Origin of the sequence: Pseudomonas sp. ATCC 43928, assembly GCF_005938665.2 — a bacterium.
Classification (GTDB): Bacteria; Pseudomonadota; Gammaproteobacteria; order Pseudomonadales; family Pseudomonadaceae; genus Aquipseudomonas.
The window spans coordinates 3,176,450-3,189,491 of record NZ_CP041753.1 but is presented as its reverse complement, the minus strand read 5'-3'; the positions used below and the strand labels follow the sequence as shown (position 1 = coordinate 3,189,491).

10 protein-coding genes are annotated in these 13,042 nt (G+C 61.3%); 5 read left to right on the top strand and 5 right to left on the bottom strand.

Annotated elements, in window-relative coordinates; translation table 11 throughout:
• Positions 1-26: 26 nt before the first annotated feature.
• On the bottom strand, positions 27-419 hold the full coding sequence (locus tag FFH90_RS14610) for a response regulator (RefSeq protein WP_111453204.1): 393 nt from the start codon (positions 417-419) through the stop codon (positions 27-29).
• 202 nt (positions 420-621) lie between these two features.
• Here FFH90_RS14610 and FFH90_RS14605 point away from each other — a divergent pair, with 202 nt between their 5' ends.
• Entirely contained in the window at positions 622-1,560 is a 939-nt protein-coding gene (locus tag FFH90_RS14605) for a class I SAM-dependent methyltransferase (RefSeq protein WP_111453203.1), read from the top strand.
• Positions 1,561-1,802: 242 nt separating this feature from the next.
• Here the strand turns inward: FFH90_RS14605 and FFH90_RS14600 are convergent, their stop codons facing one another.
• Positions 1,803-2,456 carry an NAD(P)H-dependent oxidoreductase gene (locus FFH90_RS14600; protein ID WP_018928965.1) on the bottom strand — a complete coding sequence of 218 codons (654 nt, stop codon included), beginning with the start codon at positions 2,454-2,456 and terminating at the stop codon, positions 1,803-1,805.
• 100 nt (positions 2,457-2,556) lie between these two features.
• On the opposite strand from FFH90_RS14600, the gene FFH90_RS14595 reads away from it, so the two are divergent.
• The gene (locus tag FFH90_RS14595) at positions 2,557-3,195 is read left to right on the top strand and encodes a TetR/AcrR family transcriptional regulator (RefSeq protein WP_138867438.1); all 639 of its coding nucleotides are present in this window, start codon (positions 2,557-2,559) and stop codon (positions 3,193-3,195) included.
• Positions 3,196-3,300: 105 nt separating this feature from the next.
• Positions 3,301-5,064: an L-lactate permease gene (locus FFH90_RS14590; RefSeq protein ID WP_138867437.1), complete on the top strand. Its 1,764-nt coding sequence runs from the start codon at positions 3,301-3,303 to the stop codon at positions 5,062-5,064.
• Between the two features lie 28 nt (positions 5,065-5,092).
• Here the strand turns inward: FFH90_RS14590 and FFH90_RS14585 are convergent, their stop codons facing one another.
• From FFH90_RS14585 to FFH90_RS14575, 3 genes are read right to left on the bottom strand one after another with little or no spacing between them, the layout of a single operon-like run.
• Positions 5,093-6,478 (bottom strand): efflux transporter outer membrane subunit, encoded by a 1,386-nt coding sequence (locus tag FFH90_RS14585; protein WP_138867436.1) that lies wholly within the window; start codon positions 6,476-6,478, stop codon positions 5,093-5,095.
• A complete protein-coding gene (locus FFH90_RS14580) occupies positions 6,475-9,621 on the bottom strand; it encodes an efflux RND transporter permease subunit (protein WP_138867435.1) in 3,147 nt (1,048 codons plus the stop codon). Before FFH90_RS14580 ends, FFH90_RS14585 begins: the two co-directional genes overlap by 4 nt.
• A gap of 2 nt (positions 9,622-9,623) precedes the next feature.
• Positions 9,624-10,820: an efflux RND transporter periplasmic adaptor subunit gene (locus FFH90_RS14575; RefSeq protein WP_138867434.1), complete on the bottom strand. Its 1,197-nt coding sequence runs from the start codon at positions 10,818-10,820 to the stop codon at positions 9,624-9,626.
• Between the two features lie 113 nt (positions 10,821-10,933).
• Between FFH90_RS14575 and baeS the strand changes: the two genes are divergently transcribed.
• Entirely contained in the window at positions 10,934-12,352 is a 1,419-nt protein-coding gene (gene baeS, locus FFH90_RS14570; protein WP_086945610.1) for a sensor histidine kinase efflux regulator BaeS, read from the top strand.
• A 3-nt stretch (positions 12,353-12,355) separates the two neighbouring features.
• Positions 12,356-13,039, top strand: a complete 684-nt coding sequence (locus tag FFH90_RS14565; protein WP_018928958.1) for a response regulator — start codon at positions 12,356-12,358, stop codon at positions 13,037-13,039.
• The last annotated feature ends 3 nt before the right edge of the window (positions 13,040-13,042 follow it).

Below are 13,042 nucleotides of genomic sequence, written 5' to 3'. Positions count from 1 at the left end.
TACACCACCCGCTACAGGGCTCGGCTCTACTCCAAGGCGTTTTTCACACAATCGAGCAACTGCCCCACCGCCCAGGGTTTCTTGATGAACGAAACCGGATGCTTGACTCCGGAGCTTTTCGGAGTTTCGAAGCCGGACATGATCATGATCGGTTTGTCTGGCCAACGGTCGCCAAACTGATTGGCCAGGTCCGCGCCATTGAGTTTGCCCGGCATGGTGATGTCCGTCAGCAATAACCTCACTTGCGGGGCGTGCTGTTCCAGAAACTGCGATGCGGCGTCCGCGCTGATCTGTGGTTCAACCGCAAAGCCTTCCTCCTGAAGAATTTCGCAAAGAAACTCCAGGATCAACGGGTCGTCCTCAACCACAAGAATCAATCCGCCAGACAAGCGCGCGCCCGCCGTTGATGCTGGACTCATGACTGTGCCACTCCCTGATTGCGCAAATAGTTTCGCAGGCTCAAATCCGCCACCTACAGGTATGAACAGCGGACCTCGCGAAAAATTCATTTTTGATACACCTATCCAGGGCATTCTCCGTTCCAGGCCGCTAAACATGACCGTTTGTCCGCGCATAATTGTGGTTAAAATGCCGCCCTTTCCACATGACCGACCCTGCCCGATGAATCCAGATGCCCTCTCCATCCTCCACGACCATTTGCTCACTGCGCTTGCGACAGCCCCCGCAGAAACCCGTCGGCTGTTCCACGGCCGTGGCCGCTGCTGGCCGGGGCTGGAGCAATTGACCGTCGACTGGCTCCAGGGCGTGATGCTGGTCTGTGTGTTCAAGGAGCCGCAAGCGTCGCAACTGGACGATTTGAAGCAGCGACTGATGGCGATCACACAGGCGCCTGCGTGGAAAACCTCCGGCGCACATACCTTGCTCCTGCAACATCGCTATCTGCAGGAAAGCACCACCGAATGGCTGCTCGGGGAGCCGATCGAGGAGATGACGATCACCGAGGGCGGCCTGCAGTATCGCGTGGACCTGGGCCGCAAACAGAACACCGGCCTGTTTCTCGACATGCGCTACGGCCGCGATTGGGTGCGGGCCAATGCGGATGGCAAGCGGGTGCTGAACCTGTTTGCCTATACCTGCGGGTTTTCGGTGGCCGCCATTGCGGGAGGCGCTACGCATGTGGTCAACCTGGACATGTCCCGCGCGGCCCTGAGCCGTGGTCGCGACAATCACCGGCTCAACGGCCATGACTTGAGCAAGGTGAGCTTTCTCGGCCACGACCTGTTCAAGTCCTGGGGCAAAGTGATCAATAGCGGCCCTTATGATCTGGTGATCATCGACCCACCGTCCTTTCAGAAAGGCAGTTTTCTGCTGACCAAGGATTATCAGCGCGTGCTGCGCCGTCTCCCGGAACTGCTCAGCCCCCAGGGCACGGTTTTGGCCTGCATGAACGACCCGGCTTTTGGCGCGGACTTCCTCATCGACGGCGTCACTCGCGAAGCACCGAGCCTGCGGTTTGAGCAACGGCTGGAAAATCCACCGGAGTTTCCCGATGCCGATGTCGAGTGTGGGTTGAAGGCGTTGGTGTTCAGGCAGGGTTAGTTGAAAATCAAAAGGGTGATTCAACACCAGGCAGGCCGGCCAGACTCAGTAGACTAATGGTACTTGAGCCCGAACCCGCGGCTTCCTACGATGATGATACGCAGCGGTTGGAGGTTTAAGCCGTTGCGTAAGTGGTGGGTGAACTGAACCCCAATAAGCCCACCCCTTGTTTCATGCGCATCTTGAGCCTCTCGGCTCTACTTCCTCCCCATCAAAGAGCTTTGAGGCTCTTTTTTTGTCTGTCAAAAAGCCTCGGCGCTGACCGCTCGGCAACGCTGAACATCCTGCTCCGCGTCGCGGCGCCCGGAGGCAGCAAAAAGCTCACGACCGATCGTGCGCGCAGCCTGCAAATGAACCGTCGGTTCCTGGATTTCCGATTCGAGCAGCAACTCGGACGTCACCACGCAAGCACCGCAATAATCGAAGATCCCATGGTCGATCTGCGTCTTCATGGCGTCGGCATAACCGTGGCGCGCATAGGTTCCTGCGTCGGCACCGCCAACACCCACCAGATGAACCCGCAGATGGCGAAGCTTCTTCTCCAACCTGGCATCCGCCGCGAAATCGAACGCCCAGCCATTGGCGAACACACGGTCGATCCAGCCTTTGAGCAGCGCCGGCATCGACCACCAATAAACCGGATAAACCAGCACCAGTGCATCGGCGCGATCGATTCGCGCCTGCTCGGCGGCCACATCGGCGGGCGGCGGTGCTTCACGGTGATGGACGGCGAGATCGGCCGCGCCGAATCTCGGATCGAACCCTTGCGCCCAGAGGTCCGCAATTTCGAAAGAGTGGTCGGCATCCGCCTCGGATACTCCTTCAGCGACGTGTCTCGCGAGGCTATGGGTAAGCGATTGGGGGTCATGGTGAGCCACAACGATGAGCGCGTGCATGGCAAAATCTCCTGCTACGGAATGAGTGATTGAGGGTGAAAGGCGAGCCTTATATACTCTTGGTAAGTTACGCTCAGTAAGCTACTTTTGGTATATAGCCATGTCAAGCACCGAAACACTCGAGCAAGATTCCAGTCCGCAACCGCGCCGGCGGATGTCGCGGGAGGAGCGCCTGCGCCAGTTGCTGGATGTCGCCTGGCAACTCGTTCGAGAGGAAGGTACGGACGCGTTGACGCTTGGCCGGCTCGCCGAACAGGCGGGGGTCACAAAACCGGTGGTTTACGATCACTTCACCACCCGCCCCGGGTTGCTGGCGGTGCTCTATCAGGAGTTCGACGCACGTCAGACCGCGCTCATGGATACCGCGCTTGAAGCCAGTGAACCGACACTGCCCAGTAAGGCAATGGTCATCGCCTCGTCTTATGTCGACTGCGTTCTGCTTCAGGGCCGCGAGATCCCGGGTGTGATCGCGGCGCTGACGAGCTCGCCCGAGCTGGAAAAGATCAAGCGCGAGTACGAAGCGATCTTCATGGGCAAGTGCCGCAACGCCCTGCTCCCTTTCGCCGGAACCGGTGATATCGCGCCAGCGAGTCTTCGGGCGATGCTCGGTGCCGCCGAGGCGCTGTCCCATGCCGCCGCGACCGGAGAAATCACCGCGGAGCAGGCACAGGACGAACTCTTCGAAACGATCGTGGCGATGGTCGAAAGGAGCGCACGTCAGGAGGGTCTAGAAACCTGAAGCGCATCGTAGGGCTGGCAAGCACTCGCCAGGACAGCAGCGTATTGCCACCTATACTCAAGCCACCTTCCCCGCGCTACCCACAATAAAAAGCAGAGGTGGAAAATGGTCTGGCAGCAAATCTACGACCCCTTCGGTAACCCGGTGCTCTCAACCATGATGGCGGCGACGCCGGTGGTGGTGATGCTGGTTTCCCTGGCGTTTTTCCACATCAAGGCGCATCTGGCGGCGTTGTTGGCCCTGGGTTCGGCCTTGCTGATCGCGATTTTCGCCTTCGGCATGCCCGCGAACATGGCGGGCTCGGCCGCACTGTTCGGCGCCGCCAACGGTCTGTTGCCGATTGGCTGGATCGTGCTCAACATTATTTTCCTGCATCGGCTGACCACCGAGAACGGCTCGTTCAAAGTGCTGCAAGACTCCCTGGCGCGCATCACCGACGACCGACGTCTGCAATTGCTGCTGATTGCCTTCTGCTTCGGTGCCTTCTTCGAAGGGGCCGCCGGTTTCGGCACTCCCGTGGCGGTAACCGGGGCCATTTTGATCGGGCTGGGTTTCTCACCCCTGGCCGCGTCTGGCCTGGCGTTGATTGCCAATACCGCGCCCGTGGCGTTCGGTGCTCTGGGCACGCCCGTTATCACCCTGGCCAAAGTGACCGGGCTGGATGAAATGGAGCTGTCGATGATGGTCGGTCGGCAGTTGCCGTTCTTCTCGGTGATCGTGCCGTTCTGGCTGATCTGGGCCTTCGCCGGATGGCGCAAGATGCTGGAAATCTGGCCGCCGATTCTGGTTGCCGGCGTCAGCTTCGCCATACCGCAATTCCTCGTCTCCAACTACCACGGGCCGATGCTGGTGGATGTGATCGCAGCGCTGATTTCCATGGCCTGCCTGACCGGTTTTCTCAAGATCTGGAAACCGGCCACCGTGCATACCTCGGCCGCCCTGTCAGGGCGAGTCGACAACTCCAAAATAGCCGAGGAGCATGACCAAAAACCCGTCGCCAGCGCGACCTTTGCCAGCGATGCAAAACCCGCCGTAATGCGCGCCTGGATGCCGTGGATCATCCTCACGGTGTTCGTTTTTGCCTGGGGCACCCAAAGTTTCAAAAACCTGTTCGATACCCGCCCGGCCATGGATCCGCAAACCCACTCGGCCAAGCTTGATCCGCAGGGCAAACCGATGCGCGAGGCCAACCCGATCTTTGCCCCGAGCGTGACCTTCACCACGATTCATCAACAGATCGAGAAGGTCCCGCCGGTGGTGCCCGCACCGAAAGCCGAGGACGCGATCTACAAGTTCACCTGGTTCACCAGCACCGGTAGCGGCATCTTGCTCGCGGCGATCCTCGGCGGGCTGCTGATGGGGTACTCAATCCCGCAACTGCTGCACCATTACCTGCGAACGCTGTGGGTAGTGCGCTATTCGCTCACCACCATTGTGGCGATGCTCGCCCTGGGTTTTCTCACCCGCTATTCGGGCCTCGACGCCACCATGGGCCTGGCCTTCGCCGCAACGGGCATTTTCTACCCGATGTTCGGCACCCTGCTCGGCTGGCTCGGCGTGGCCCTGACCGGCTCGGACACGGCCTCCAACGTGCTGTTCGGCGGCTTGCAACGGGTGACCTCCGAGCAACTGGGCCTGAGCCCGGTGCTGATGGCCGCCGCGAACAGTTCTGGCGGGGTCATGGGCAAGATGGTCGACGCCCAGTCGATCGTGGTCGCGTCCACCGCCACCCGCTGGTACGGCCATGAAGGGGAAATCCTGCGCTACGTGTTTTTCCACTCCGTGGTGCTGGCGATTCTGGTCGGCGGGCTGGTGACGTTGCAGGCGTATGTGGCGCCGTTCAGTCATATGGTGGTGGGCGGGCACTGATCCAGGGGGGCGGGCCTGATCGCGAACATTAATTCCAGCCGCCCCCCATTACCTTGTACAACGTCACCCGGTTGCTCTGCTCGGCCAGACGCAGGGTGATCAGGTCCTGTTGGGCGCTGTACCACGAACGCTGGGCGTCCAGCGCTTCGAGGTAGCTTTGCGAGCCGCCGCGATAGAGCGCGTCGGCCAGTTCAAAGCTTTTACGGCTGGCGTCGGTCAAGGCTTGCTGGGCCGTCAGACGTTGGTCCAGGGTGCTGCGCACCGCCAAGGCATCGGCCACTTCCTTGAAGGCAGTCTGCAAGGTTTGCTGGTAGGTCTGCACCTGAATTTCACGCTCGACCTTGGCCGCATCCAGTGTCGCGCGATTGCTGCCGGCATCGAAGATCGGCAGGCTGACGCTCGGGGCGAAGGTCCAGGCGCCGCTGCCGGACTTGAACAGACCGGACAAGGCCGAACTCGCAGAACCGGCATTGGCAGTCAGGCTGATGCTCGGAAAGAACGCCGCCCGCGCCGCGCCGATATCCATGTTGGCCGACTTGAGGGTGTGTTCGGCGGCCAGCACATCCGGGCGCCGTTGTAACAGACTGGACGGTAACTCATCCGGCACCTGCACCAGCAGCGCGACCGATTGCAGGCTCGCGCCGGGCAGCAGTTCATCGGGAATATCGCTGCCGACCAGCAAGCGCAAGGCATTGCGGTCCTGGAGAATCTGACTGGCGTAGACCGCCACATCGCCTCGGGCCGACTCCACAGTGGTTTGCGCCTGGGCCAGGGCCAAGCCGGAAGAACCGCCCAAGGCATGGCTGCGTTGGTTCAGTTCGTAGGTTGCCTGTTGGCTGCGCAGGGTTTCCTGGGCCAGTTGCAAACGCTCGTTGTCCGCCGCCAGCGTCAGCCAGGCCGTGGCCACTTCAGCCACCAGGCTGATCTGGGTGCTACGCCGGGTTTCGGTCAGTGCCAGATAGTCTTCCAGCGCTTCGTCCTGAAGGTTCTGTACTCGCCCGAACACATCCAGTTCATAGCTGCTCAGCCCCAGTTGCGCACTGTACTCATGACTGGTGCTCGCCGTGCCGCTGCTGGACGTGCGGCTATGTGTGCCGCTGACTCCGGCATCGATAGTGGGAAACGCCGCCGCCCGTTGAATGCGATATTGAGCCTGGGCCTTTTCGATGTTCAGGCTGGCCAGACGCAAATCACGGTTGTTGGTCAGCGCCAGGGTCTGCAAACGCGCCAAGCGACTGTCGGTAAAGAACTGCTGCCAGTGAATATCCGCCGCCGCATCGCCTGAGGCCACGCTGGTCGACGGCAACCATTGCCCGGCGACCGGCGCTTCGGGGCGCTGATACTGCGGCGCCAGATTGACACAACCGCTGAGCAACACCAGAGCAGCCAACAAGGGCCAATGAAACTTGATCATGCATCACCTTTCTGCGCGGTTGGGTTGGCGGTTGTTGCGGTGGATACGCGACCGAAACGACGACGGATCAGCACGAAAAACAGCGGCACAAAGAAGATCCCCAGCACGGTAGCGCTGAACATGCCCCCCAGCACGCCAGTACCGATGGCCTGGCGCCCGGCAGAACCGGCGCCGGAGCTCAATGCCAGTGGCAACACGCCGAACATGAAGGCCAAAGACGTCATCAGGATCGGTCGCAGGCGTTGGCGCACGGCAGTCAGTGTCGCGTCCCGCAGGCTGTTGCCCTGCTCTTGCAGGTGCTTGGCAAACTCAACGATCAGGATCGCGTTTTTCGCCGCCAGTCCCACCGTGGTCAACAGCCCGACCTGGAAGTACACGTCGTTGCTCAAACCACTGAAGCGGGTCGCCAGCACCGCGCCGACCACCCCCAGCGGCACCACCAGCATTACCGAAAACGGCACCGACCAACTCTCGTACAACGCCGCCAGGCAGAGGAACACAAACAACACCGAGATACCGTACAGCAGCGGCGCCTGGGAGCCGGACAAGCGCAGTTGATATGACTGCCCGGTCCACTCGTAGCCGATGCCTTCGGGCAGTTGTTTGATGATCGTTTCCACCGCATCCATCGCAACCCCGGCGCTCACCCCCGGTGCCGGATCACCGACCACCTCCAGCGAGGCGTTGCCGTTGTAGCGTTCCAGCAACGGCGAGCCATAGCTCCACGCGCTGCTGGCGAACGAGGAAAACGGCACCATCTCACCTTTGCTGTTGCGCACGAACCAGTGCTCCAGGTCGGCCGCCTGCATCCGCGCCGACGCCTCGCCCTGCACGTAGACCTTCTTCACCCGCCCCTGGTTGAGGAAGTCGTTGACGTAAGTGCCGCCCAACGCGGTGGACAAGGTGCTGTTAATGTCGCTGGTGCTCAGGCTCAAGGCCCCGGCCTTGCGATCGTCGATGCTGACTTTGAGCTGCGGTGTATCGTCCAGGCCATTGCTGCGTACTCCCAGCAGCCGCGGGTCTTTCTTCGCCAACTCGATGAACTGCTCCCGCGCGGCGACCAGGGCGTCATGCCCCAGCCCGCCAAGGTCTTTGAGTTGCAGGTCGAAACCCGAACTTTGCCCCAGGCCACGTACAGCGGGCGGCTGCATGACAAACACGTTGGCATCGCTAATGCTCGCCAACGCCAGGGTTGCACGTTGGGCAATAGAAGCCGCGTCCTGCCCTTTCCCCGATCGCTCGCTCCAGTCCTTGAGTTTGATGAAAGCCCGGCCGGTATTCTGGCTGTTGCCACCCATGCCCAAACCGCTGATGCTGATCAGCGCCTCGACTTCCGATTGTTCGAGCATGTAGCTCTCGAACTGCTTCATCACGGCCTGAGTACGGCTATCGGTGGCGCCCACCGGCAATTGGATCTGCGCCATGAGGATGCCTTGGTCTTCGTCCGGTAAGAACGAAGTCGGCAGGCTGGCATAACCAGCGCCCATCGCCAGCAAAATCACCCCGTACACCAGCAGGCTCCGACGCCCACGCTGCAGAATGCCGCCGACCCATTGTTGATAGCGCAAGGCGCTGCGTTCGAAGCTGCGGTTGAACCAGCCGAAGAAGCCGCTTTGCGCACCATGGCCCTGGGCATCGGACGGCTTGAGCAAGGTCGCACACAAGGCCGGTGTCAGGGTCATCGCCACCAACACCGACAGGAGCATGGCCGAGACGATGGTCACCGAAAACTGCCGATAGATAATCCCGGTGGAACCGCCAAAAAATGCCATGGGAATAAACACGGCGCTGAGCACCAGAGCGATGCCGATCAGTGCACTGGTGATTTCCGCCATGGACTGGCGAGTCGCCGCCAGCGCCGAAAGTCCCTTCTCACTCATCACCCGCTCGACGTTCTCCACCACCACGATGGCATCGTCCACCAGCAGTCCGATAGCCAGGACCATGGCGAACATGGTCAGGGTATTGATTGAATAGCCGAACAGCGCGAGCACGCCGAAGGTGCCCAGCAATACCACCGGCACGGTGATCGCCGGGATCAGCGTGGCCCGCAGATTCTGCAGGAACAGGAACATGATCAGCACCACCAGCACGATCGCCTCGCCCAGAGACTTGACCACCTCTTCGATGGACAGGCTGACAAAGGGGGTCGTGTCGTAAGCGATCACGTTCTTGAGCTGCATTTGCGCAGGGTAGAAAGGCTCCAGTTCCTTGAGTTTGGCCTTCACCGCTTCACCCACGCTCAGGGCATTGGCCCCGGCGGCGAGCTGCACGCCCATGGCGGCGGCAGGTTTGCCGTTGAGGGCAGAACTCACGTCGTAGCTTTCGCTGCCCAGTTCGACCCGCGCTACATCCCCCAACAGCACCACCGCCCCATTGCTGGTGGACTTGACCACCACGTTGCGAAATTCTTCGGCGGTTTGCAGCTTGCTGCGGGCACTGATAGTGGCGTTCAACTGTTGCCCGGCCACCGCTGGCAAGGCACCGAGCTGGCCGGCGGACACCTCGGTGTTCTGTGCTTCCAGGGCGCTGCTGATGTCCGAGGGCATCAACGCATACTTTTCCAACAGGGCCGGATCCAGCCAGATGCGCATGGCATAGCCCGAACCGAGGGTCTGCACGTCGCCGACGCCATCGATACGACTGATCTGGTCAAGCAAGGTGCTGGAAATGTAGTCGCCGATCTGGGTGCCGGTGACGCTTGGGTTGTCGGAGGCCAGGGCGGCAATCATCAGAAAGTCCGAACCGCCCTTGGTCACGGTCAGGCCTTCGCTCTGCACCGATTGCGGCAGTCGTGATTCAGCCTGTTGCAGTTTGTTCTGTACCTGCATCTGCGCCACATCCGGGTTAGTGCCGGCGGCAAAGGTCAGGCTGATGCTGGCGCTGCCCGCCGAACTGCTGGAGGCCGACATGTAGGTCAGGTTATCCAGCCCTTTCATCTGCTGTTCGATGACCTGCGTCACCGAGTTTTCCACGGTCTCGGCCGAGGCGCCGGTGTAGGTGGCGGAGATCCGTACCGTTGGCGGCGCGATGTCCGGGTACTGTTCCAGCGGCAGTTGGCTGATCGACAAGGCGCCGGCGAGCATGATGACAATGGCGATGACCCAGGCAAAAATCGGTCGATCGATAAAGAACCGCGCCATGCTCAACCCTCCTGCGCAATGGCAGTCGGCGCCGATTGCCGCGTGCGGCTGCGAGTGCCCGGGTTTTGCGCCAGCACCGGGGCGCCGACCCGGACTTTCTGCCCGCCCTCGACAATCACCTGGTCACCCGCCGTCAGGCCCGAGGTGACCCACCATTGGTTGCCCACGGCGCGATCGATAGTCAGCACACGCTGTTCGACCTTGCCATTGACCACCAGCAACACCGACGTCACGCCACTGGCGCTGCGGGTCACGGCTTGCTGCGGAATCAGGATCGCTTGATCGTCCCGGGCCTGCTCCAGCACCGCCCGTACATACATGCCCGGCAGCAACAGCCGGTCCGGGTTGGCGATTTCCGCCCGCAGGGTCACGGTGCCGGTGCCCTCATTGACGCTGACCCCGCTGAATTTCAAGCGGCCCTCATGGGCGTAGGTGCTGCCGTCGTCGAGCTTGAGACTGATCCGCGCTTCGCCCTCGCCGTTGCTTTGCAGCACACCGCTGGCGAGGTCGCGCTTGAGGCGCAACAGCTCAGTGGTCGATTGCGTGATATCCACGTAGATCGGGTCCAGTTGCTGCACCGTGGTCAGTGCGCTGTCCTGATTGGCCACCACCAATGCGCCAGGGGTGACCGTCGAAGTTTCGATACGCCCGTTGACGGGAGAACTGATGCGGGTATAGGCCAGGTTGATGCGCGCCGTATCCACGCCGGCCTGGGCCACTTGCAGTTCAGCCTCGGCGGTCAGCAGACTGGCCTGGGCATCCTCGTTGTCCTGCTGGCTGATGGCATCGATCTTCGCCAACTGGGCATCACGCTTGGCCGTGGCCTGAGCCGACTTCAATGTGGCGCGAGCCTTGGCCAGGGTCGCCTGTGCTTCAGCCAATGCAGCCTTGTATGAGGACGCGTCCAGCTGATACAGCGCCTGCCCGGCCTTGACCTCGGCGCCTTCGACAAACAGCCGTTGCTGGACGATACCGCCGACCTGCGGGCGAATCTCGGCAATCATGAACGCCTGAGTGCGCCCGGCCAGCTCCGTGGTCAGCGCCTGGCTTTGAGGTTGCACCGTGATCACTGACACTTTGGCCGGTTCGACCACGGGCGCGGATGCGCCGGGGGAGCAACCGCTCAACACCAACAGAACGATCAAGGACAGTAAAACCGCGGCGGTTACCAGGGATTTGGCGAGAATTTTGGTCGACATAAATGCCTCTGCAAGACGGGGTGGCTGAAGCCAGACGCCATACTGCGAGGCAAATGTGCAGGAAAATTGAAGATTGCCCGCCGCCCTTGAATCTTCGCCGCGCCAGGGCCTAAATGGGCGGGCCATTCACTGACCTGCCCGAGCCCATGAAACTGAGTATCTCCACCAAACTGTTTATCGCGGTACTGGCCAGTGTGCTGTTTGTCATCCTGAGCATGGGGCTGGCCAACGGCTGGAGCTTCGGCAAAGGCTTTCTCGATTACCTCAACGAACAGGCGCTGTTGCGCATGACTCCGGTGCTGCCGCGCCTGGCCAGCGCCTATGAGCGCGAAGGCAGTTGGGAATTTCTGCGCAACCAGCCGGATCGCTGGTTCGAACTCATGCGACCGGAGCCGGGCGTAGACTTCACCAACCCGCAGCAGCCGACCCTGCCCACGTCTGACCTGACCGGCGCGGTGTTTCGCATCGCTCTGTTGGACCAGCAAAAGCAGTTGGTCATGGGCTACTCGGCGATTGCCGACGACGCCCTGATGCGCCCGATCGAGGTGGCCGGTAAAACCGTCGGCTGGCTGGCGGTAACGCCGTTCCAGAACGTGACCGAAGCCGGCGGTGAACGCTTTCGCCTGTACCTGTTGCGCACCAGTCTGGCCGTGGGCGTGTTCTCGTTGCTGCTGGCAATGCTGATCGCCTGGTGGATCGCCCGCACTTTGCTTGACCCCGTCAAGCGAGTAGCCGCCGCCACGCATCGATTGGCCGCAGGCGAGTACAGCAACCGGGTGGCGGTGTCCTCCAATGACGAAGTCGGTCAGTTGGCCCGCGACTTCAATCAACTTGCGTATACGCTGGAGCGCAACGAAAAAATGCGCCGGGAGTTCATGGCCGATGTGTCCCATGAACTGCGCACCCCGCTGTCGGTGTTGCGAGGTGAACTGGAAGCGATCGAAGACGGTGTGCGCACGCTCGATCAGTCGTCGATGAAATCGCTGCAAGGCGAAGTCGGCATGCTCAGCAAACTGGTGGATGACCTGTATGAACTGTCCCTGGCCGATGTGGGCGCGCTGACCTACCGCAAAAGCGAATGCGATCTCAACGATCTGCTGCAAAGTTGCGTGGCGATGTTCCAGGAGCGCTGCAATGCCCGGCACTTGCGCTTGGAGCTGGAGCTGCCGACACCCCCCCTAAGAGTGGAAGCCGACCCCAAGCGCTTGCAGCAACTGTTCGGCAATCTGCTGGAAAACGCCGTGCGCTATACCGATGAAGGCGGTGTGCTGCGTATTCGTGCGGCCAGCGATGGCGACGACGTACGCATCGATTTCCTGGATTCCGGCCCCGGGGTCGACGCGGATCAGTTGCCGCGTCTGTTCGAGCGTTTCTACCGTGGCGAAACCTCACGCAACCGTGCCAGTGGTGGCGCCGGTCTGGGGCTGGCGATCTGTCACAGCATCGCCCTGGCTCATGGCGGCAGCCTCAGTGCCGATCACTCCCCGTTGGGTGGCCTTTGGCTGACCCTGCGCCTGCCACGGAATGCCTGAACCATGGTCAACGACAACCCGATCCTGATCGTCGAAGACGAGCCAAAACTGGCCGCGTTGATGCGTGACTACCTGATCGCCGCTGGGTATGCGACCCAATGCCTGGACAACGGGCTGGAGGTGGTACCGGCGGTCCGTGCCCGCGAGCCACGGCTGATCCTGCTCGACCTGATGCTGCCTGGACGCGATGGTCTGCAAGTGTGCAAGGAACTGCGCAGCTTCAGTGCCGTACCGATCATCATGATCACCGCCCGCGTCGAGGAAGTGGATCGCCTGCTCGGGCTGGATCTGGGCGCCGACGACTACATCTGCAAACCCTTCAGCCCGCGTGAAGTGGTAGCCAGGGTCAAAGCCATCCTGCGACGCAGCCCTCAGCTTTTGACGTCTGCACCACCGCGTCTACAGATTGATGAAGAACAGTACCTGGCCTCCCTCGACGGCATAACGCTGGACCTGACACCGCTGGAATTGCGCCTGCTAAGCACCCTCGCCCGCTCGCCGGGACGGGTGTTTTCCCGGGATCAGTTGCTCGACCGGATCTACTCCGATCACCGGGTGGTCACCGACCGCACGGTCGACAGCCATATCCGCAATCTACGGCGCAAGCTCGAACAGGCCTGCCCGGGGGAGCATCCGATTGAATCGTTGTATGGGGTGGGTTATCGGTTTCAGCTCGCCGACGCCTGAAGC